Annotated in this window: 17 protein-coding genes and 1 pseudogene; 3 read left to right on the forward strand and 15 right to left on the reverse strand. The window is 58.4% G+C overall.

Annotated elements, in window-relative coordinates; genetic code table 11:
• Positions 1–29: 29 nt before the first annotated feature.
• The 9 genes from tatC to DCL27_RS15820 all read right to left on the reverse strand — a co-directional run bounded on the left by tatC (position 30) and on the right by DCL27_RS15820 (position 8836).
• Positions 30–824 (reverse strand): Sec-independent protein translocase subunit TatC, encoded by a 795-nt coding sequence (gene tatC / locus DCL27_RS15780; protein WP_005290267.1) that lies wholly within the window; start codon positions 822–824, stop codon positions 30–32.
• The gene (gene tatB, locus DCL27_RS15785) at positions 814–1350 is read right to left on the reverse strand and encodes a Sec-independent protein translocase protein TatB (protein WP_005290265.1); all 537 of its coding nucleotides are present in this window, start codon (positions 1348–1350) and stop codon (positions 814–816) included. Before tatB ends, tatC begins: the two co-directional genes overlap by 11 nt.
• A 3-nt stretch (positions 1351–1353) precedes the next feature.
• On the reverse strand, positions 1354–1623 hold the full coding sequence (tatA, locus tag DCL27_RS15790; protein WP_005290263.1) for a Sec-independent protein translocase subunit TatA: 270 nt from the start codon (positions 1621–1623) through the stop codon (positions 1354–1356).
• Positions 1624–1733: 110 nt separating this feature from the next.
• Positions 1734–3365 carry a ubiquinone biosynthesis regulatory protein kinase UbiB gene (gene ubiB, locus DCL27_RS15795; RefSeq protein ID WP_035599831.1) on the reverse strand — a complete coding sequence of 544 codons (1632 nt, stop codon included), beginning with the start codon at positions 3363–3365 and terminating at the stop codon, positions 1734–1736.
• Positions 3362–3967, reverse strand: coding sequence for a ubiquinone biosynthesis protein UbiJ (gene ubiJ, locus DCL27_RS15800; protein WP_035599835.1), 606 nt, complete (start codon positions 3965–3967; stop codon positions 3362–3364). The genes ubiB and ubiJ overlap by 4 nt, the downstream gene beginning before the upstream one ends.
• Positions 3968–3982: 15 nt before the next feature.
• Positions 3983–4738 carry a bifunctional demethylmenaquinone methyltransferase/2-methoxy-6-polyprenyl-1,4-benzoquinol methylase UbiE gene (gene ubiE / locus DCL27_RS15805; RefSeq protein ID WP_005290256.1) on the reverse strand — a complete coding sequence of 252 codons (756 nt, stop codon included), beginning with the start codon at positions 4736–4738 and terminating at the stop codon, positions 3983–3985.
• A 13-nt stretch (positions 4739–4751) separates the two neighbouring features.
• Positions 4752–6278, reverse strand: a complete 1527-nt coding sequence (gene rmuC / locus DCL27_RS15810; protein WP_035599837.1) for a DNA recombination protein RmuC — start codon at positions 6276–6278, stop codon at positions 4752–4754.
• A gap of 108 nt (positions 6279–6386) precedes the next feature.
• Complete coding sequence (locus tag DCL27_RS15815) at positions 6387–6914, reverse strand: DedA family protein (RefSeq protein ID WP_005290253.1); 528 nt, start codon at positions 6912–6914, stop codon at positions 6387–6389.
• Between the two features lie 113 nt (positions 6915–7027).
• Positions 7028–8836 carry a carbon starvation CstA family protein gene (locus DCL27_RS15820; protein ID WP_005297171.1) on the reverse strand — a complete coding sequence of 603 codons (1809 nt, stop codon included), beginning with the start codon at positions 8834–8836 and terminating at the stop codon, positions 7028–7030.
• Between the two features lie 368 nt (positions 8837–9204).
• Between DCL27_RS15820 and udp the strand changes: the two genes are divergently transcribed.
• Positions 9205–9972 carry a uridine phosphorylase gene (gene udp, locus DCL27_RS15825; protein ID WP_005297168.1) on the forward strand — a complete coding sequence of 256 codons (768 nt, stop codon included), beginning with the start codon at positions 9205–9207 and terminating at the stop codon, positions 9970–9972.
• A gap of 47 nt (positions 9973–10019) precedes the next feature.
• Here udp and metE read toward each other — a convergent pair whose 3' ends face one another.
• A complete protein-coding gene (metE, locus tag DCL27_RS15830; RefSeq protein ID WP_035597877.1) occupies positions 10020–12305 on the reverse strand; it encodes a 5-methyltetrahydropteroyltriglutamate--homocysteine S-methyltransferase in 2286 nt (761 codons plus the stop codon).
• 155 nt (positions 12306–12460) lie between these two features.
• Between metE and metR the strand changes: the two genes are divergently transcribed.
• Positions 12461–13423, forward strand: a complete 963-nt coding sequence (gene metR, locus DCL27_RS15835; RefSeq protein ID WP_005290245.1) for an HTH-type transcriptional regulator MetR — start codon at positions 12461–12463, stop codon at positions 13421–13423.
• Between the two features lie 19 nt (positions 13424–13442).
• Here metR and DCL27_RS15840 read toward each other — a convergent pair.
• The 5 genes and pseudogenes from DCL27_RS15840 to DCL27_RS15860 form a co-directional block, all read right to left on the reverse strand.
• Positions 13443–14237: pseudogene (locus tag DCL27_RS15840) on the reverse strand (carboxylate/amino acid/amine transporter); the annotation flags it as partial.
• Positions 14238–14309: 72 nt separating this feature from the next.
• On the reverse strand, positions 14310–15443 hold the full coding sequence (locus DCL27_RS15845; protein ID WP_005290241.1) for a DUF4056 domain-containing protein: 1134 nt from the start codon (positions 15441–15443) through the stop codon (positions 14310–14312).
• Positions 15443–16576 (reverse strand): BamA/TamA family outer membrane protein, encoded by a 1134-nt coding sequence (locus DCL27_RS15850; RefSeq protein WP_005290239.1) that lies wholly within the window; start codon positions 16574–16576, stop codon positions 15443–15445. The genes DCL27_RS15845 and DCL27_RS15850 overlap by 1 nt, the downstream gene beginning before the upstream one ends.
• The gene (locus tag DCL27_RS15855) at positions 16576–17631 is read right to left on the reverse strand and encodes a hypothetical protein (RefSeq protein WP_035597880.1); all 1056 of its coding nucleotides are present in this window, start codon (positions 17629–17631) and stop codon (positions 16576–16578) included. Before DCL27_RS15855 ends, DCL27_RS15850 begins: the two co-directional genes overlap by 1 nt.
• 129 nt (positions 17632–17760) lie before the next feature.
• A complete protein-coding gene (locus DCL27_RS15860) occupies positions 17761–20073 on the reverse strand; it encodes a zinc/cadmium/mercury/lead-transporting ATPase (RefSeq protein WP_035597882.1) in 2313 nt (770 codons plus the stop codon).
• Between the two features lie 226 nt (positions 20074–20299).
• Between DCL27_RS15860 and gntR the strand changes: the two genes are divergently transcribed.
• The gene (gene gntR / locus DCL27_RS15865; RefSeq protein ID WP_005290233.1) at positions 20300–21298 is read left to right on the forward strand and encodes a gluconate operon transcriptional repressor GntR; all 999 of its coding nucleotides are present in this window, start codon (positions 20300–20302) and stop codon (positions 21296–21298) included.
• The last annotated feature ends 44 nt before the right edge of the window (positions 21299–21342 follow it).

Consider the following 21342-nt stretch of genomic DNA (forward strand, 5'->3'; position numbering starts at 1 on the left):
TAAAAGGCGGCCTGTTAAGCGAGATCCGATCAGCCCGCTTTAGGCTGTTCTTCATCGGGTTGAGCGTCATCCTCGCCATCTTCACTCTCTTCGCCATCACGGCGCCGTTTCCCCACATAGAAGCGGGCAAAGAAGACCCCCACCTCAAACAGCAAGCACATCGGAATGGCCAGCAGCGTTTGTGAGAACACGTCCGGCGGCGTCAACAGCATACCAACGACAAAGGCGCCGACGACGACGTAGGGTCGCTTCTTCTTCAGCTCAGCCGGCGTGGTCACCCCAGTCCAACACAACAGGATGATCGCCACCGGCACCTCGAACGATACGCCGAACGCCATAAATAGCGCCATGACGAAGTCGAGATAATTATTGATGTCGGTCGCAATCGTCACCCCGGCAGGCGCGGTCTTAGCAAAAAAACCGAAGGCCAATGGGAAGACCACGAAGTAGGCAAAGGCCATACCGACATAAAATAGCAGGGTGCTGGAGATCAATAACGGTGTCAGCATCCGCCGCTCATGCTTGTACAGTGCCGGCGCTACAAAGGCCCAAACCTGATACAGAATAAACGGAGCGGAGACAAACACCGACACGATCATAGTCAGCTTAATCGGCGTGAAAAACGGCGATGCCACATCGGTAGCGATCATGCTGGCGCCGTGCGGCAACTGGCTGATCAGCGGTGCTGAAACCAGGTGATAAATGTCGTTGGCAAAATAGACCAACGCCAAGAACACCACCAGGATACAAACAATAGAATTTAACAGCCGCTTACGCAGCTCGATCAAATGACTAATCAACGGCTGGGTATCTTCAACGGCCATGCTGCGAACTATCTTGTGAGGTGGATGGAGACGATGCGGGCTGCACGCTGGCAGGCGTAGCATCGGCGTGATTGGATGATGTAGCCGGCCCATCCTGGGGCACCGCTGGGACATCCTGCGCCGCATCTTGCCGCGGCGCTAACGCAGCATCAGGCTGCGGTTTGACCATATCTGGATGATGGATCGTTTCCGCCGCCGACGACTCCTTGTCCGTATCGGATCCAGTGATCTCTGAATGATAACTGCGCTTCATTGATTCGGCTGCCTGCTTCAGTTCATCCATGGAGGCTTTCAGCTCGGGAGTCAGATTCTGCAAGCCAGCACTTTCCGCTTTCTTGAGGCTATCCTGCAGCTCCTGGAGCTTCAATTCCTGCGACAGTTCGTTCTGAACCGAGGTTGCCAACGAGCGCAACGCTTTGATCCATCCCGCTACCGTCCGCACCGCTACCGGTAACCGCTCCGGCCCCAAAACCACCAGGCCGATGACCATTACCAGCAGCAGTTCACTAAATCCGATGTCAAACACGGTTTACACCTGCTCTTTATTCTGACTCTTGGACTCGTCTTTCTTCACTTCCGGCTGCTGCTCAGTGATCGATTTGAAATCGGCATCCTGAGGCGCCGCACTGCTGTTTGCATTGCTGGAAGGGGGCGTCTTCTCATCATCACCAATGGCTTTCTTAAAGCCTTTGATCGATGCACCCAGATCCGAACCCAGAGTACGCAGCTTATTGGTGCCAAACAGCAACACCACGATCACTGCAATAATCAACAACTGCCAAATGCTGATACCGCCCATTTTTACTCACCTCTATCGCAAGGGGTTATTCGTGACGCCGCATTATACGGTACACTTCGTCATTTTGAACGTCTTTCGGACCTTTACATCTCCCTAATTCGAGGGATGGATCACCGGATATAACGCCAGCCTGCGAGCCAGATCACGACTCCAGCAACATACAGGCCCACTGGCCAGATCGCAACATCGGCCATCGTAAGGATGGTACCACTGAGCAACAGGGTGGCGCCAATACCGAAAAGATAACGTGCCCGCCCCTGTTTATTACCCTGCTGTCCCAACTGACGCGTCATGTTATCCATGCTGTATTGCAGGCGCCGCTGCTGTTGTAAGCTGTCATACAACAGCTCCGGCATTTCCGGCAATTTCTCACTCCAGTAAGGTGCCTTCGCCTTCAGCGCACGCAGCAAGGCTGGTAAGCCGACCTGATCGTGTAACCAGTTTTCCAAGAAGGGCTTGGCGGTGGTCCAGAGATCTAACTGTGGGTACAACTGACGCCCCAACCCTTCGACATACAGCAGCGTCTTCTGCAACAGGACCAGCTGCGGCTGAACCTCCATATTGAAGCGTCGTGCGGTGTTAAACAGGTTAAGCAGCACATAGCCAAAGGAGATCTGATCTAATGGTTTCTCGAAGATCGGCTCACACACGGTACGGATGGCGAACTCGAACTCCTCGACGTTGGTGTCCGGCGGTACCCAGCCAGAGTCGACATGCAACTCCGCCACTTTACGGTAGTCACGATTAAAGAAGGCGATGAAGTTCTCCGCCAGATAACGCTTATCCGCCTTATTCAGACTGCCGACGATACCGCAGTCGATGCCGATATATTGCGGATCCTGCGGATGATCATAACTGACGAAGATATTCCCTGGGTGCATGTCGGCATGGAAGAAACTATCGCGGAATACCTGGGTAAAAAATACCTGTACGCCGCGCTCTGCCAACAGTTTCATGTTGGTGTTCTGTGCGCGCAATGCTGCGATATCCGACACCGGTACCCCGTAGATCCGCTCCATCACCAGTACCGATTCACGGCAATAGTCAGAGAACACCTCCGGCACATACAGCATCGGGCTGCCATCGAAGTTACGCCGCAGTTGGATGGCGTTGGCGGCTTCACGCAGCAGATTCAGCTCATCTAACAACGTCTTCTCGTACTCGCGCACCACCTCGCGCGGGCGCAAACGGCGCCCATCCGGTAGCAACTTAGGTACCCAGCCCGCCAGACGATACATCAAGCGAATATCGGCGCGGATGATCGGTTGAATGTCAGGCCGGATCACCTTCAACACTACCTCTCGACCATTCTCCCGCAGCGTGGCGGTATGCACCTGAGCGATGGAGGCCGACGCTAAGGCCTGACTATCAAAGTGATCAAACCACTGAGAGAGATCGCCGCCTAGCGCCGCCTCAATCTGCTGGCGCGCCAGCGCGCCGTCGAATGGCGCGACGCGGTCCTGCAACAGCGCCAACTGATCGGCGATGGCCGGTGCGAAGAGATCACGCCGCGTCGAGAGCATCTGGCCAAACTTGATCCACACCGGCCCCAACGTCTGCAATGCCAGACGTAAACGCTCGCCGAGTGGCTTGTCCGCATGGCGGTTGCGCATCCAAAACAGGCAACGACGCCCGATACGCAGCGGCAAGGTAATGCGCATCTTCGGGATTAATTCATCCAGACCATAGGCCAAGAAGACACGAATAATCAGGCAGAGACGGCGCAGTTCACTGGGTGTCATCGGCGCTTCTCCAATTGAGCAAGACGTTGTGCTAACGCCGCCTCTTGACGTTGCAGAGCCGTGACCTCGTCTTGGAACCAGGCATACTCCAACACACCGGGAGCGAGACGCCACTCTTCGATCAGCGCATCTCGGGCATAGTCGCGTTGCCGACACAGCGTACTGCCAAACGCCTGCGCCCCTTTTTGCACCGCCGAGCACACGCCCTGAGCCACGATGTCACCGGTATACGGTGCCAAGAACTCGGCTGGCGCCCACTCGGCGAGATCGAGTAGGGCGACCAACTGCTGCACCACCTGAATATCCCCATCGACCCGCAGATCTCCGGCATGCATCAACGCCGCCAGACGACGGCGATCGCGCAGTTGGGGCAATACCGCCAAGCGTGTACTCACCCGGCAATCGACCGCCCCTTCCCAGGCGGCCAAGACATCGACCTGCTGCTGACTGAAACTCAGGAAGAAGGGCCGATCCAGCTCCGCCAGCGCAATCTGTAGCACGCGTCCGGCCAAACGTTGCCGGGCACTCTGCAACGCGCGATCCCGATACAGCGCGCCATTCAGCGCGCGCTCCAATAACGCCGTGCATAAAGGAGTCAGCATGCCGTCTCCTTCAGCTTAGAACTTATAGCCACGATGCAGGGCCACGATACCGCCCGTCAGATTATCGTAGGAGGTATTTTCAAACCCGGCCTCGTCCATCATCGACTTCAGCGTCTCTTGATCCGGATGCATACGAATAGACTCCGCCAGATAGCGGTAGCTGTCACCATCGTGTGCCACCGCCTCACCGATACGCGGCAATATGTGGAATGAATAGGCATCATACGCCTTACTCAATGCCGCAAACTGCGGCTTGGAAAACTCCAGCACCAACAGGCGGCCACCCGGCTTCAGTACCCGGAACATGGAGCGCAACGCCTTGTTTTTATCTGTCACATTACGCAGACCAAAGGCGATGGTGATGCAGTCGAAATGATTCTCGGGAAAGGGCAACGCTTCCGCATTCGCCTGTACATAGTTCAGGTTGCCGGCGATCCCCATGTTGCGCAGCTTCTCACGCCCGATCTTCAGCATCGAGTCATTGATATCGGCCAGAACCACCTCGCCCTGCTCACCCACGATCCGTGAGAATTTCGCCGCCAGATCGCCGGTTCCACCCGCCAGATCGAGCACGCGCTGCCCCTGGCGCACACCGCTGCAATCGATGGTAAAACGCTTCCACAGGCGGTGGATGCCGAATGACATCAGGTCATTCATTAAATCGTACTTGCCCGCCACGGAGTGGAACACCTGCGCGACTTTTCCAGCTTTTTCGGTGGTGGCGACAGTCTTATAACCAAAGTGAGTGGTTTCCGGCGTTTGATCTACCATTTCTTTCCTTAGCCTAAATTGGTGGTTGCATGGCACCCGGCCGCGGCGAGGGCACCTCAACGTCAACGTCGCCCGAGGGGAGCGACACAGTATCAACATCAACGGGGTGGAGGGCAGGCGTTACCGGCGCTGAGGGGGTGGAGAAACGAGCAGGGGATGCGGCCTCCACGCAGGCTGCCGCGACGCGTTCTCCGTCCGCTGACAACGGGCCGGTATCCTGGACCTGAGGCGGGCTGATGGGGCGCTTGACTTCCACGCCTAGCCCGCGAAAACTTTCCACTTGGCCTATCAGATTACCACGCCCGTGACTCAGTTTGTTCATTGCCTGACGATAACTTGACTGAGCGCGCTCTAAATTTTGTCCGAGTGTAGACATATCATCGACGAATAAGCGCACCTTATCGTATAGCTTAGCGGCACGATCCGCGATTTTTTGCGCATTTTGACTCTGATATTCGTAACGCCATAAATTATTAATGGTGCGTAGTGCCACTAATAAGGTCGTCGGGCTGGCCAGCATAATATTATGGCGTAACGCCTCGCTAATCAGCTCCGGATCGCGATCGATGGCCGCCTGGAAAGCCGGTTCGAGCGGAATAAACATCAACACGTAATCCAGAGTCTGTAGGCCGGGTAGACGTTGATAATCTTTACGCCCCAACTGGCGAATATGGGTGCGTAACGACAGGATATGCTGTTGTAGCGCCTGTTCACGCACCGCCTCATCCTCCGCGTTGAAGAAGCGCTCATAGGCCACCAGCGACATCTTGGCATCCACCACCACATCCTTACCTTGGGGCAAATGCACCACCACATCGGGCTGCATGCGTCCGCGATCTTCCGTCTGCACGCTGACCTGCGTATGGTACTCATACCCCTCGCGTAAGCCCGAGGACTCCAATACCCGACTGAGTACGACCTCGCCCCAGTTCCCCTGCGTCTTATTGTCCCCCTTGAGGGCACGCGTCAAGTTGAGCGCCTCACGCGCCATCTGAGCGTGTAGCTGTTGCAGGTTGCGGATCTCATGGGTCAAGGTGTGACGCTCTCGCGCCTCCTGGCCGAAGCTATCATTAATCTGGCGACGGAAGCCGTCTAGCTGTTCGCGCAGTGGCATCAAGAGCGCATCGAGACTCTGGCGATTCTGCTCCTCGACCCGCCGCCCGCTGTGCTCGAAGATACGGTTAGCGAGATTCTCGAACTGAACGTTGAGCCGCTGCTCGGCATTCAGCAGCAAACGCTGCTTCTCCTCCGCCCCCATGCGTGTCTCTTCCAGGCGAATCGTCACCTCGCGTAGCTCCGCCTCCTGTGCGCTGTTAACCTCGCGCAATGCGCGTAGCTCCTGATTAAGCCGTTCGTACTCCTCGTGCCATAGTTGCTGTTGGCTGATGCGCTCCTGTGCGGCGGCTAACTGGCTCTCCAACGCCCCCAACGCCTGTTCATGCAGCACCCTGACCTGCTGAGCTCGCAGCGAAGCCGTCAACCAACCAATCAGCGCGCCAGCGAACACCGCTATGACGACCCATATTATCGCGTTATCCACCCTGCCTCCGCCTCCGTTGTCTCGTCCGACACGGTAATCAGCACCTGTATGGATGTCCAGAGATTAACACTGCAGAATGTGAAACGGCGCGGCATTATTCGCGCCAGGTTAACCCATCCACTGTCCCAACCAGCGTATCCCCAACATGCCGGGCGCCAAGATACCGGCACCCCAGATCAGCGCCGATAGCAGATTCGCCAACTGAAAGTAGCGCTGCGGCATGGCGCAAATGCCTGCCACCAACGGCACCGCCGCTCGCAACGGGCCGAGAAAACGGCCGAAGAAAACCCCCCAGAATCCCCACCGTTCGAAGTAACGGTGGCCGCGCTGCAAGATGTGCGGATTACGCGACAACGGCCAGACATGGCCGATCTGATGTTGATAGCGATAGCCCAGCCAGTAGGAAAGCCAATCGCCGAGAAAGGCACCGCTCGCCGCCGCCATCCAGACCGGGACGAAAGCTACGCCGCCCTCGCCCAACAGGGCGCTCAGCGCGAACAGGATCACCGTCGCCGGCAACAGCAGGGAAATGAAGGCCAGCGACTCGCCGAAGGATAAAACGAAGACCAGCGGGACCGCCCAAGCCTGATGCTGGCGGACAAATTCGACAATGCCTTGAATAATGCTATCTAACACGCCTCACTCCTCATACGACAGCTGGATGCCCAGCTTACCCGCAGTGAGAGCGAGAAAAAACCAACGGCCGCTAAATCGGCCGTTGGTTTTTGGTTAAGCGGGAGACGCGCTGGTTAGGCAGCCGCTTCGGCCTGAGCCGTCGCCAGCTCACTGCCGCGTTTCACCCAGAGCTCACGCCACTTACGCAATGCCGACAGCAGGATCACCATCCCCAGCACCAACATGATGATAGAGATGGTACCGTTGAACAGGTTATACCCCGCCGCCTGCGGATTGAAGTAGACGTTTTTTACCATCCAATAACCGGCATAGTTCACCGTGATGAACAGGTAAACCAGCGGCACGATACACGTCAGCATATACACACGCTTCGTCGCCAGACGCAGGATAATTGTCGCTCCGATGATCAGACCGACAGAAGCCATCAACTGGTTGGAAACCCCAAACAACGCCCATACCGAGTTGATATCGCCGGAGTTAAGGAGATACCCCCACAGTAGGCAGGCCACGATGGAGCAGAAGATCGAACCAGGCAACCAATCGGTACGTTTCAGCGGTGCCCACAGATCGCCGAGGAAGTCTTGCAGCAGATAGCGCGCGACGCGCGTCCCAGAGTCGACCGCCGTCAGAATGAAGACTGCCTCGAACATGATGACGAACTGGAAGAAGTAGGATGCCAGACTGCTAAACCAAGGCACCCGAATAAAAATGTCGGTCATGCCGACGGCCAGGGTCACGGCCCCGCCGGTACGGCCATACAGATCCAAACCAATCTCCTGACTCAGCTGCGGCAGGTGAACCACCTCCATCCCCAACCCGGCCCAAGCCTGAGCACTGGAGTTGATGGCGAAGTAATCCGCCGGATGCAGTGAGGTGGCCGCGATCAACGCCATCACCCCGACCACACACTCTGCTAGCATCGCCCCAAAGCCCACCGGCAGAATGTCGCTCCACTTATCAATCTGCTTTGGCGTGGTGCCGGAGCCGATGAAGGCATGGAAGCCCGAAATGGCGCCGCAGGCGATGGTAATCGAGATAAACGGCCATACCGGACCGGAGAGAACCGGGCCACCACCATGGATAAATTGGGTGATGGCGGGGAACTGGATCGCCGGGTTGATGAAAACCACCCCCACCACCAGCGCGCCGAAGACGCCGATCTTCATGAAACTGGACAGGTAGCCTCGCGGTGTCAGCAACATCCACACCGGCAGCGCGGTAGCGAAGAAGGCATAGGCCGGCAATAACAGGCTTACGGTTGAAGACTTCCAGGTCAGCCACTCGCCAAAGGTGGTGTGCTGAATATAGGGACCGGCAAAGACGCACAGGATGATAGCGGCAATACCGACATAGGTGGCCCCTTTCATACTACCGGTGATGCGCTCCCACAACCCGACGCCGATGGCGATAGGGATGGTCATGAAGACGGCGAAAGTCCCCCACGGGTTACGCTCCAACGCATGGACCACCACCATCGATAAACCGGCCATGGTGATGGTGATGATGAATAACATCGCCAACCCGGTACACCAGCCGGCGATCGGCCCCAGTTCCGCCTTCGCCACCTCGGACAACGATTTTCCCTGGTGTTTCATCGAGGCGAACAGTACCACGGTATCGTGTACCGCGCCGCCGATGACACAGCCGATCAGTAGCCATAATAGCCCGGGTAGATAGCCAAACTGCGCGGCCAGTACCGGCCCCACCAGCGGACCCGCGGCGGCGATGGCGGCAAAATGGCTACCGAAGTTGACCCATTTCTTGGTCGGTACATAGTCTTTACCATCTTCGTAAGTGTGCGACGGTGTGACCTCACTGTCGTCGGCACGTAAGACTTTCTTCACGAAGAAGAGGCCGTACAGGCGGTAGCAAATCGCCAGAATACATAGCGTCGCCACCACGAAGGTAATCGCATGTTGCATGGTTATACTCTCCCCTGAGGATTTCTCAGGGATTACCCTAACCGCTTCCGCGCCACCATCCTGTCCTACACTGATTAAGCGGTCGCCTGGCTCACTAAGCGGTCGAAAAATGCCGCCAAGCGGCACGGCACGGCTGATGAGCGACGCTCATTCTCCCCCCATGCTTCTGCTGTCCCGATCACAAGATGGCTGCCTACTATCTCGCCAAATCACGCCATTAATGTGAAAATAGTCACAATATTTTGTCACTACTGATATCGTTTCTTCACACAGAGTGACTCAAATCACGCATTTGTCCTATAAACTTCAGTAGAGTGATTTCTTGTTCCTCACTGGAGGATAAAACGATGACACAGGAGTCAGCAGCGATGTCTAAACCTGAAGTATTTCACCTCGGACTGGCCAAGAGCGATCTGCACGGCGCCTCACTGGCCATCGTGCCCGGCGACCCGGAGCGCGTAGAAAAAATTGCCAAACTGATGGAGAATCCGGTCAAGCTGGCCTCTCATCGTGAATTCACCAGCTGGCGTGCCGAGCTGGATGGTCAGGCGGTTATCGTCTGCTCCACCGGCATCGGTGGCCCATCGACGTCTATCGCCGTCGAAGAGCTGGCGCAACTCGGCATCCGTACCTTCTTGCGCGTCGGCACCACCGGCGCCATTCAGCCGCATATCAATGTCGGTGATGTGCTGGTGACCACCGCCTCCGTACGCCTCGATGGCGCCAGCCTGCACTTCGCCCCGATGGAATTCCCGGCCGTGGCCGACTTCGCCTGCACCACCGCGCTAGTCGAAGCCGCCCAGGCTATCGGCGCCGCGACGCATATCGGCGTCACCGCCTCTTCGGACACCTTCTACCCGGGCCAGGAGCGCTACGATACCTTCTCTGGTCGCGTCACCCGTCGCTTCCGTGGCTCGATGAAAGAGTGGCAGGAGATGGGCGTAATGAACTTCGAAATGGAGTCCGCCACGCTGCTGACCATGTGCGCCAGCCAGGGGCTGCGTGCCGGCATGGTGGCCGGGGTCATCGTCAACCGCACCCAGCAAGAGATCCCTAACGCGGAAACCATGAAGCAGACCGAGTCCCATGCGGTACGCATCGTGGTCGAGGCAGCGCGTCGTCTGTTGGCGGCGTAACCACACTCATTCGCGCGATCCAGGCCGGGCAATGCCCGGCCGACGACTCAGTCGTCGCGCATCCCTGCCTCCTCCCGCAAGCGGCGTGCCGCCGCGACCATGCTAGCCAAGGATTGACGCGTCTCGGCCCAAGCACGGGTCTTTAAGCCGCAGTCGGGATTCACCCACAGCCGCTCAGCCGGAATATGCTCAGCCGCCTTACGCAGTAACGCCACCATCGCCGCCTCCTGTGCTACATTCGGTGAATGAATGTCATACACGCCGGGACCTATCTCATTGGGATAATCGAAGCGGGCGAATGCCTCCAGCAGCTCCATGTCGGAGCGCGCGGTCTCGATGGTGATCACATCGGCATCCAGTGCCGCAATCGCCGCCATGATGTCATTGAACTCGCAATAACACATATGGGTATGGATCTGCGTATCGTCGTGTGCAACCGCCGCCGTCAGACGGAAGGCTGCCACTGCCCACTCCAGGTACGCCGCCCACGCCTCCCGGCGCAACGGTAACCCTTCACGCAACGCCGGCTCATCGATCTGGATGATGCCGATTCCCGCCCGCTGCAAATCGTCGACTTCATCGCGCAACGCTAACGCCAGTTGGCGAGCGATCACCTCACGCGGCAGATCCTCGCGCGGGAACGACCAACACAACATGGTGATCGGCCCTGTCAGCATCCCCTTCACCGGACGCGAGGTCTGAGCCTGAGCGAAGGTCGCCCACTCGACGGTGATCGGGGCGGGGCGACTGATATCACCGATGATTATCGGCGGTTTAACGCAGCGTGAACCATAGCTCTGCACCCAGCCATGACGCGTAAAGGCAAATCCCGCCAGTTGCTCGCCGAAATACTCCACCATATCGTTACGTTCGGCCTCGCCATGCACCAGCACATCCAGTCCCAACAACTCCTGTTCGCGGATAGCCTGGCAGATCTGCTCACCGATCCCACGATGATAGTGTTGTGGTGTCAACGTGCCACGGCGGAAGTCGAGCCGCAGCGCACGGATAGCCGGCGTCTGGGGAAACGAACCGATGGTGGTAGTCGGCCAGAGGGGCAGATTGAAACGTTGGCGCTGATGGCGCGCCCGTTGCGGATAGGCGCTGGTACGCCGTGTATCCGCCTCGCTCAGTGCCGCCAGGCGTTCAGCCAAGGCCGGGTTATGTACCCGCGCGGAGTGACGGCGTCGATAGAGCGGCGCGCTATACGCGAGCAAGGCTTCTCGTTCACGATCCGACGTATTGAGGGCACGCGTCAATAATGCCAACTCCGCGCACTTTTGCCGGGCAAAGGCGAACCAACTGCGTAGCTCCTCATCCAGTTCGCTTTCCGCCGCTAGATCGATAGGAGAATGCAGCAACGAACAGGAACTCCCCAGCCAGAGTGGACGCGAGCCGACCCAAGGCTGTAGCCGTTGCTGCCAATCGGCCAGATCGGCGCGCCAAACATTGCGCCCATTGATCACGCCTAACGACAGTACCCAGTCTGACGGCAATGCCCGATGCAGGTTCGCCAGGTCATCATCCCCTTGAGCCAGATCGACATGTAGCCCCTGTACCGGCAGCGTACGGATCAACGACAGGTGATGCCCGATGGCGCCAAAGTAGGTGGTCAGCAGCAGCTTCACCGACCCCTGTAGATAGCGATAGGCTCGTTGATAGGCCTCACGCCACGCCGGCGGCAACGTCAGTACCAGCGCCGGCTCATCCAGTTGGACCCACTCCACGCCGCGCTCGGCCAGTGCCACCAACACCTGACGATAAACGGGTAGCAGCGCATCGAGCAGGCTGAGACGATCAAAGGGCTCCCCCTTCTCCTTGCCTAGCCACAGGTAGGTCACGGGCCCCAACAGCACCGGTTTCACCCGGTGGCCAAGCGCCAGTGCCTCGTCGACCTCCTCCAATAGCTGGCGCCAGCCTAAGAAGAAAGGCTGGTCACGAGTAAACTCCGGCACAATGTAGTGATAGTTGGTGTTAAACCACTTGGTCATCTCCGCGGCCGCCGCCGGTTGGGCGCCAGGCGACTGGCCACGCGCGATACGAAACAGGGTATCCAGATCGATCGTCCCGTCGGCGCGACGATGGCGCGCGGGGACATTTCCCACCATCAGACTGGTCGCCAACACATGGTCATACCAGGCAAAATCGCCCACTGGCAACACATCGACGCCAGCCTCTTGCTGTTGGCGCCAATGGCGCGCCCGCAGCTCGGCGCCACAGGCCAACAGCGCCTGTGACGACACCTTCCCGGCCCAATACGCCTCTAATGCCTTCTTCAACTCGCGTTGCAGGCCGACGCGAGGAAAACCTAGGGTATGGCTGATTACCGTCATCGTCTCACTCTCTCCTCTCACCTATCGCCCGGCGTCAACCGGCATCGACAATCAATTATGGATGTTTAGACATCCAGATGTTTACACATCCATAATCGACAGGTAGTGTAGAGGACTCAAGCGCAATCTGTTCACTCATTGACTGAAGGCTTCTCATGATCGAACTGAAACATCTCCGGACGCTCCAAGCGCTGCATCGCTGTGGCTCGCTGGCCGCCGCCGCCGCCCAGCTACACCAGACCCAGTCGGCCTTGTCCCATCAGTTCAGTGATCTGGAGCAGCGCCTGGGTTATCGCCTATTCGTGCGTAAGAGCCAGCCTCTGCGCTTAACTCCGCAGGGAGAAATCCTGCTCGCCCTGGCGCAACATGTGTTACCGCAGGTTCAACAGGCATTGCAGCAGTGTCAGGAGCCGGCATACCAGACATTGCGCCTGGCTATCGAGTGCCATAGTTGTATTCAATGGCTCACGCCCGCCCTGAGTCAATTTCAGGCCGCCTTCCCACAGGTGACGCTCGACTTCCACTCCGGCGTTACCTTCGATCCACAACCTGCGCTGCAACGCGGCGAACTGGATCTGGTGCTAACCTCTGACATCCTGCCGCGCAGTACCCTGCACTACGCGCCCCTGTTCGACTATGAGGTCCGCCTGGTGATGGCGCCCAGTCACCCATTGGCGCGACGCGTCACGATCCGCCCGCAGGATCTGGCACAGGAGACGCTGTTGATCTATCCGGTGGCGCATCAGCGTCTGGATGTCTGGAATCATTTTCTACAGCCGCACGGCATCACACCGCGCTGGAAAGCGGTCGACAATACGTTGCTGTTGTTGCAGATGGTGGCAGCGGGGATGGGCGTCGCCGCCCTACCGCATTGGGTTGCGGATAACGGCGAACGCCAGGGGGCCTTACTTACCCGTCCGTTAGGCGAGGGATTATGGCGGCGCTTGTATGCCGCGCTGCGCACAGGCGAGCAGCGCCAGCCGACGATGCACAGTTTTATTCAGCAGACGCGCCGTCATGCCTGCGATCAGCTGCCGTTTGTGCGCGATGTGGCACGACCCAGCGCCGGTGTACCCAGAGCGATAGGGCGATCACCGTCCCCCCCAGCGTCAGCCTGATCCAGTCGGGGTGTTGTTGCCAGATAGCGAGGTTGACCAACAGCCCCGCCGGGATTAATGCATTATTCATGATCGCCAAGGTACCGGCATCCACCTGGGTCGCGCCATAGTTCCACATGAAGTACCCCAGCCCGGAGGCGCCAACCCCCAACCACAGCAGGATCCCCCACTGCAACGGCGAGCTGGGAAGTTGTTGCGTATTGCCATACAACCACCAGGCAGGCAACGCAATCGCCAATGCCCCGAGATAGAACCAGGAAAAGGCGCGGTACTGTGGCAACGGCATCACCTCCATCAAGCGCTTATACCCCACCTGCCCTAGCGCGAAGCACAGATTCGCCCCCTGGATCAGGGCGAAGCCAAACAGGAATTGTGAGCTAAGTGGGTTATAACGGATGATCAACGCCCCCACGACCGCCAGCAAGGCACTCCCCAGATAGCCGGGGCGTAGTCGCCGTCCCTGCAACAGATCGTAGATCAGCGTGACATATAACGGCGTCATGATGGTAAACAGGAGCACCTCCGGCACCGTCAGATAGAGGAAGGCCGGATAGTAGAACAAATACATCAACCCCAACTGGCAAGCCCCCACCGACATATAGGCCAGCGCTTGACGCGGACGCACACCACGCCAACGCAGGAAAGGCAGGAAGACCAACGTCGCCAGCGCGACACGCACCAGCACGGCGAACCAGCTATCGACCTGGCCCGCCAGATAGACGCCGATCAGACTAAAGGAAAAGGCCCACAATAGTGTGGTAATAAGCAACAGCGGCACGGCAACGATCCACTCGTTATATTCGATAGGCGTCATTCTACCCAAGACGAACGAGCGTTGCCGTACGGAGTGGGTTTACCAGTGGATAAACATTAGTCCATTGCACACTTAGCGCTTGCGTGACAGTTGCACACCATCTTGTTCTCGCGCAAAGTCCGCCAAACGATCGAAATCGTGCCAGGTGTAATAACGGGAGGGGGCGGGAAGACGTTTCATCGCACTGCCCGTCAGCAGGTGTAACTCCCCCAGCGAGGCCAGATCATAGTGATACAAGCGGGTCGGCAGCATCAGACGCAGTGGTGGTGCCAATTCGCCTGGCACCGGTGTCGGCAGGCGATCGTCCGCGGTATTGTAGTTGCGCTTCAACACCAAGAATTTCTGCGGCACGGCCTGACGACTGTCCCACCAGCGGCCATCCAACATATCAAACTGAAAACGCGTCAGCACGGCGGGCTGCGCCTGGAGCTGACACAGTGCCTGCGGCAACAGCGTCATCATCGCGGCATCGTATTGCCCCAATGAGGCCAGATGACCATTCAGGATCAGATTCAATGCCAGGCGCGTCCCCAATAGGTTGGAGTAGAGATCCTCCGGGGAAAAGGCCGAGACACCCTCGGAAAAACCGCGAATGGACTCGTAACCATACCACTGAGCGATCTCGTGCCAGGCCGCCACTTGGAACGCCAGGCGTGCCGCCAAATAGGCCGCCAGGGTATAACGCTCCTGCGCCTCTTCTGGCGGAGTAAATGCGTTGAATACTAGGCGGCGCTGCGCGAGCTCATCCCCCAGATTCAGCTGAAACGCCTGGCCGAGACGCGGATAGAGGTGGCTAAAGATATAGGCCGTCATGTCGGCGCTGTCGCGCACGTGCGCCATATCGATAAAGCCGCCACGACGCGTATACAACACGCCATTATGCTCATTACCCAACCCGGCCAGGCTGGCCAGGGCGCCGAACAGACTGTCATTGTAACGGTGGCGACCCAGCGTATCCGCCTCCACCACGTTATTCAGCCGGTAAAAGGGGATCGGTACCCCCAACGCTTCGGCATTAAGGTCATAGCCGAAGGCGCAACAAGGACGTAGGCCGTCCGGTGGCGGCAATGGCGCACTCACCGGCCAGGCGTGTGCCGCCTGTTGCGGTTGCAACTGTGTCAAATCGAGACTCATCGGTAAGCCGAAAGCACCGACCGTGCCACAGTAAAGCAGCAGCGTCGCGCACCATCCGCGTAGTCTCCCCATCAAAACGCCTCTCCTACCTGAAAATAGAAGCCGCTACTCGCGCGGCCAATACCATAATCCAAACGAATATTAATTCCCGGCTTAAAGGCAAAGCGGTAACCGACGCCCAACGTTGGCAGCCAACGACTGCTGCCCAGCTCACGCACGTTAGGCCCCATGGTGCCAGCGCCACCCCAGACGACAAAGCCATGCCGCCAGCTCAGCTTCTGCCGGTACTCCAACTGTGAGCTAATCAGGTTACGGTCACGATAACGCCCCTGGTAGTAACCGCGCATCCGCTGATCACTGCCGAGCGACGGCAACATGTTCCATGGGACCGCTCCCTGGGTGAACTCGCCATCGATCTCCCAGGCCAGCACACGCCACTCATCCAAGGCATGATAGGTACTGAAACGCGCGATGATATTATCGAAGCGCGTATCGCTGCCCATCTCCGGCAGGTAGTGGGTGTAACGCAGGCTCGCCAGCATGCCACGCCGAGGATTCGGGACAAAGTCCCGGCTGTCATACTGCAGCGACAGGCTCGGCCCGGAACTGGATACCGCGCGGCCATGGGGGATCTGCGCCAAGCGATCGGTCGACTTGACGTCGGCGGCATGCATCATCGACAGCGACCAACCGACACCGAGATAGGTCTGGCTCGCCAGGCGATACAACACCTCAGGCTGTAGACGCAACGACTGTGCCGTGTACTTCTGCCGCCCCTCATCGTCGGCCCCGGCACGGAAACCTTGCCCCCAATAGTAGGTTGGCGTATCGCTGATCCCACCATTGATAAAAATACGCCACTGATCGTTGGCGAAGAAGCTGTAGTTACGGATCCCCAAGCCAAAGGCGCCGGTCGAACTGATATAGCCGCTGAGGGTGATGCTGGAGTTTTGGCTCACCGTATCCGTCGCATCGGGTCGATAGAGCCCCGCTACCGCCGCGCCTAACCCAAGCCCCAGCTCGGGATTGAAGAATGGCCCCGGTAACACCCCCCAATCGATCCCCTTGTCGGGGTCGAAACGATCGTCACCGCCCAATTGCGTCAACCAGCTATCAACCTGCGCACGCGTCGGTAACAACGCCGCCGCGCCCGCCAACGGCGAGAGCGTGCAGAGCAGAGTCAACCCACGCAGGAGGTAACGCATCAGAAACGGTACTCGCCAGCGATAAAGAAGCTATTGCGCTCGGCAAAGCCCACTTCGCTCGTCAGGTTAAAGTTACGGGTGATCTCATACTGTGCGCCAATCAGCACGTTCCACGGCGACGACAGATGCTGGCGTACATCGAAGCGACCTTGCCCTTTCTGGTTAGCGATCCCCATCAATACGGATAACCCCCCCGGCATCGACAGATCGCTAAGGCTACCCTTGAACTCCTGCTGTACATCCTGGTACATGCTGCCGACCCACAGGCTGAGCTTGCCGTTAGGCAGCCCGATGGTATCGATGCCGGGGGTGGTGAAGCGGTAACCGACACGCGGCGACAGGGTGAAGGCATCGATGCTACCGTCGAGAATATCGAAGCGGGTCTGGGTATAGTTCATATCCATCAGACCGAACCAGTTACCATAGCCACCGGCGAAAACCGTACCGGCACCGTAGGTCGTTCCCTTGAAGTTCAGACGAAAATCCAGATCGCGCAGTTGGCCACTCTGATTCATCGAATGAATAATCCAACCAATCAAACCACTGCTTGGATCGGCATCGACAGAAACCTTGGATAATGAGCTGCCACGCGTCTTGCCCACGATGCCATAGACATTCATGAAGGGAAATACCCACGCATCCAACTTAATCGTTTGAGTGACGCTACGCTGACGCGTACTCCCCACCTTAATCTTGAACAGATCCGTAGGCAGCGTATAGCTATCCCAACCTAACCCGCTAAAACTAATGCTATCCACCACAATATTCTGGCGCATATTCATATAGTTAACATTGATACCGAAAGGCTCGGGTAGATCGTAACCGCGCGCGCGCGCCTCATCGCCCCAGATGGGCAGCAGCGAATGCTCGACTGGCGGCTCGCTAGACTGCGCTGGAACAGAGGATTTGCTGCCCGCCGCGTGGGTTTGCTGCGGCAAACCATAGTAAGTGGGAAGAGTGGCGCTGAACTCAGACGGTGTCTCCTGCGTGGCCGCATGGACAACACCGCTCATCAGCACGCCAGACAGGCAGAACAGCAATGCGCGATTATTCATTTTGTTAAGGTGATTAATAATAAAAATGGATAGGAATAAAAAGTAGGTGCGGAGTATAGCAGTAAATGACTGTAACTTCGTGCAACATAACGTGCGTATCCCCCCCGAGGGCGATACGCACGTTATGGCTTAGCGCCGGCGCAAGAGGCGTAGGGCGTTAGCCGTCACCAAAGCGGTCGCTCCGGAGTCGGCTAATACCGCGAGCCATAGCCCGGTGATCCCCAACAGACTGGTGATCAGGAAGATCCCCTTCAGCCCCAACGCCAAGGTAATGTTCTGACGAATGTTAGCGTGGGTCGCCCGCGACAGGGCGATCATCTGCGCCAGCCCCACCAAGCGATTATGGGTTAGCGCCGCATCCGCGGTCTCCAAGGCCACGTCGGTACCACCGCCCATGGCGATACCGATACTGGCCGCCTTCATCGCCGGCGCATCGTTGATGCCGTCACCGACCATCGCAGTCTGCGCGCGTTGGCTAAGCGCCTCCACCTCACGCACCTTATCCTCCGGCAATAGTCCGGCACGATATTCAATACCCAGAGAGCCAGCGATGGCCGCCGCCGCCCGCGGATTATCCCCGGTCAGCATCACCGCCTCCACCCCGAGGGTGCACAGTGCATCCAGCGCCTCACGCGCGTCGGGGCGTAAGGTATCACTCATGGCGATCACCCCGATGGCTTGGCTATCATGTAATACCGCCACGACAGTCTGCCCGAGCTCCTCCCAAGCGATAATTTGCGCTTGCATACGTTCGGGTAAGACATCGCGCGCCAAGCGTCCCGGTGCAACGACCTGGACTAATGCGCCATCGACCCGTCCCTCAACACCGACACCGGCGCGTGCCTGACAAGCCTCAGCCTGTACGACGGCCAACCCTCGTTGCTCACACGCCTGGAGTACCGCCTTGGCCAATGGATGATGCGAACCCACTTCCACCGCCGCCGCCAGCATCAATACCCGCTCGTCAGAGACACCATCGCGCGCGCTCACTCCGCTTACCTGCGGCGCGCCCTGCGTCAGGGTACCCGTCTTATCGAAGGCGATGGTACGTACCCTACCCAACTGCTCCAACGCCGCACCACCCTTAATCAAGGCACCGTGACGCGAGGCGGCGGCCAGGCCGGAGGTGATCGCCGCCGGTGTCGAGATCACCAGTGCGCACGGACAGCCAATCAGTAGCATCGTCAACCCACGGTAGATCCAGGTATCCCAGGGCTGGGCGAAGGCCAGCGGCGGGATCAGGATCACCAACAACGCCAGCAACATCACCGCTGGCGTATAAAAACGGCTAAAACGATCCAAGAAACGTTCGATCGGCGCGCGACGCTCCTCCGCCTCCTCGATCAGTTGCAGGATACGATCGATAGCATTCTTCCCGGGTTGAGAAATCACCCGCAGACGACATACCCGATCCACCACCAACACGCCGGCTGGGATACGATCCCCCTGCTGGCGCTCCACCGGCAGCGACTCACCGGTCAGCGCACTCTCATCGAAGCTGACACCATCCTGTAGCAATTCGGCGTCGGCGGGTAAGCGCCCGCCAGGTGCGATTTCGATCACCATATCAGGGCGCAGCGCCGCGACCGGCAGGGTTCGCCGTTCACCCTGCTCAATCACCAGCGCCTCATCCGGCACCAACGCCATCAACGCACTCACGCCTTTCCGCGCCCGATTGGCGGCGTAAGACTCCAGGCGCTCACCCAGCATAAACAGCAGCAGCACCATCGCCGCCTCTTCCGTCGCCCCGATAAACAACGCCCCCAACGCGGCGACGCTCATCAAGGTCTCGATGGCGAAGTAGCTGCCGCTACGCATCAGCCTGAGCGCCTTCAACATGATCGGGGCTAAGCCGACCAGCGTGGTGGCGATAAAGGCCACCCGCCCCCAGAGTGGATTGACCCACTCTAGGGCATAACTCAACAGCATCAGCCCAGCCAATAGCAGCAGTGGGGCCGCTTCGCGCCAATGCCAAGCCGTCCCTTGCTGCGGCTTGGCACCGGCCGCTTGGAGGCTAAATCCCGCCTGACGCACCGCCTGCTCCACCGCGGGCGAAATATCTTTCTGAGCGTCGACCACCAGACGTTGCGTCGCGAACAACACCGCGGCGCGCTCCACGCCCGCGAGCTGGCTGACCGCCGTCTCAATCTTCCGGGCACAACTGGGGCAATCCATTCCTGCAACCTGCCAGCTAAAGCGCTGACGTCCAGAGGCTGGAGGGGGGAGGGGGTGAGGATCGGCGTCCTCCTCGACGCCGTCATGGACATGCGCAGCCAGACAGCAGGCGCCATCGCTAGCGGGCGCCAACGGTGACGCCATGCTGATCTTCATGCCACCTTTACCTTGGGTCGGGCGGCTACAACCGTGTTGCGTTGCCGCATGCTGATGGCCACAGCCACAGGCTGCGTCAACGCCATTAGCATGAATAGAGTTATGGGTCATACATCCTCCTCACATCGTTCCCCATATCGCGTTATGGATCACTCTACAGGTTGGAGTCGACTCCAGAGTCAAGGCGCAAATGAGAAATATTCTTTTTCCGTCGCTCTCCCCACCGCCTAGGTCTGTTGCCAATGCCATGGCCAGAAAGCCGCCGCCAGATCATGCCGAAGACTCGATTTTTTGTTACACTGAATACTCCCGACAAAGAGTATATATTTCATTGAAAATGAAGAAAAAGCGCCCAGTGTTGCAGGATATAGCCGATCGCGTCGGCGTCACCAAAATGACCGTCAGTCGTTATTTGCGTAATCCTGATCTGGTTTCCGCTCCATTACGTGGCAAGATCGCCGCCGCACTGGACGAGCTGGGCTATATCCCCAATCGGGCGCCCGATATTCTCTCCAACGCCACCAGCCGCGCCATCGGGGTGTTGCTACCCTCGCTGACCAATCAGGTCTTCGCCGAGGTATTACGCGGTATCGAAAGCGTCACCGATCAGCATCACTACCAGACCATGCTGGCCCACTATGGCTACCGCAAGGAGAAAGAAGAGGAGCGTCTCACCTCGCTGCTCTCTTACAATATCGATGGTTTGATCCTCGCCGAACGCGACCATACCCCGCGGACCCTGAAGATGATCGAAGTTGCCGGTATTCCGGTGGTGGAGTTGATGGACAGTGTCTCACCCTGCCTGGATATGGCTGTCGGCTTCGATAACGTCGCGGCGGCTCGGGCAATGACCCAGGCGATCATCGATCGTGGTCACCGCCATACCGTCTACTTCGGGGCCCGTCTCGATGAACGTACCGTGATGAAGCAGCAAGGCTATGAACAGGCCATGCGCGCCGCCGGGCTGGAGCCACACAGCGTCATGATCCCGCGCAGCTCCTCCTACTCCGTCGGCGGCGAGCTACTGCGCGAAGCATTGAAGCGTTACCCACAGATGGACAGTATCTTCTGCACCAACGACGATCTGGCCGTTGGCGCCGCCTTCGAGTGCCAGCGCCTGGGGTTACGTATCCCGCAGGATATGGCGATCGCCGGTTTCCATGGCCATGATATCGGCCAGGTGATGGAGCCGCAGATCGCCAGCGTTCTCACGCCGCGTCAGCAGATGGGGCAACTGGCGGCGGAATGCCTACTGGCCCGCCTACGTGGCGAAGCTGGCCACGATGGCAGCCAGATCGACCTCGGTTTCACCCTGCTGCACGGCGGCAGTATCTAACGCCGCACCCGCGCCACGCCACCTCGGCGGTCGCTACCGCGGCC

It is taken from the genome of Edwardsiella tarda ATCC 15947 = NBRC 105688, assembly GCF_003113495.2.
GTDB classification, from domain to species: Bacteria; Pseudomonadota; Gammaproteobacteria; order Enterobacterales; family Enterobacteriaceae; genus Edwardsiella; species Edwardsiella tarda.

What these genes read in the sequence shown, in the direction of transcription:
- tatC (WP_005290267.1), bottom strand. Translation starts at nt 824, where the DNA reads ATGGCCGTTGAAGATACCCAGCCGTTGATTAGTCATTTGATCGAGCTG.
- tatA (WP_005290263.1), bottom strand. Translation starts at nt 1,623, where the DNA reads ATGGGCGGTATCAGCATTTGGCAGTTGTTGATTATTGCAGTGATCGTG.
- ubiB (WP_035599831.1), bottom strand. Translation starts at nt 3,365, where the DNA reads ATGACACCCAGTGAACTGCGCCGTCTCTGCCTGATTATTCGTGTCTTC.
- ubiJ (WP_035599835.1), bottom strand. Translation starts at nt 3,967, where the DNA reads ATGCTGACTCCTTTATGCACGGCGTTATTGGAGCGCGCGCTGAATGGC.
- ubiE (WP_005290256.1), bottom strand. Translation starts at nt 4,738, where the DNA reads ATGGTAGATCAAACGCCGGAAACCACTCACTTTGGTTATAAGACTGTC.
- DCL27_RS15820 (WP_005297171.1), bottom strand. Translation starts at nt 8,836, where the DNA reads ATGCAACATGCGATTACCTTCGTGGTGGCGACGCTATGTATTCTGGCG.
- udp (WP_005297168.1), top strand. Translation starts at nt 9,205, where the DNA reads ATGTCTAAACCTGAAGTATTTCACCTCGGACTGGCCAAGAGCGATCTG.
- metE (WP_035597877.1), bottom strand. Translation starts at nt 12,305, where the DNA reads ATGACGGTAATCAGCCATACCCTAGGTTTTCCTCGCGTCGGCCTGCAA.
- metR (WP_005290245.1), top strand. Translation starts at nt 12,461, where the DNA reads ATGATCGAACTGAAACATCTCCGGACGCTCCAAGCGCTGCATCGCTGT.
- DCL27_RS15845 (WP_005290241.1), bottom strand. Translation starts at nt 15,443, where the DNA reads ATGGGGAGACTACGCGGATGGTGCGCGACGCTGCTGCTTTACTGTGGC.
- DCL27_RS15850 (WP_005290239.1), bottom strand. Translation starts at nt 16,576, where the DNA reads ATGCGTTACCTCCTGCGTGGGTTGACTCTGCTCTGCACGCTCTCGCCG.
- DCL27_RS15855 (WP_035597880.1), bottom strand. Translation starts at nt 17,631, where the DNA reads ATGAATAATCGCGCATTGCTGTTCTGCCTGTCTGGCGTGCTGATGAGC.
- DCL27_RS15860 (WP_035597882.1), bottom strand. Translation starts at nt 20,073, where the DNA reads ATGACCCATAACTCTATTCATGCTAATGGCGTTGACGCAGCCTGTGGC.
- gntR (WP_005290233.1), top strand. Translation starts at nt 20,300, where the DNA reads ATGAAGAAAAAGCGCCCAGTGTTGCAGGATATAGCCGATCGCGTCGGC.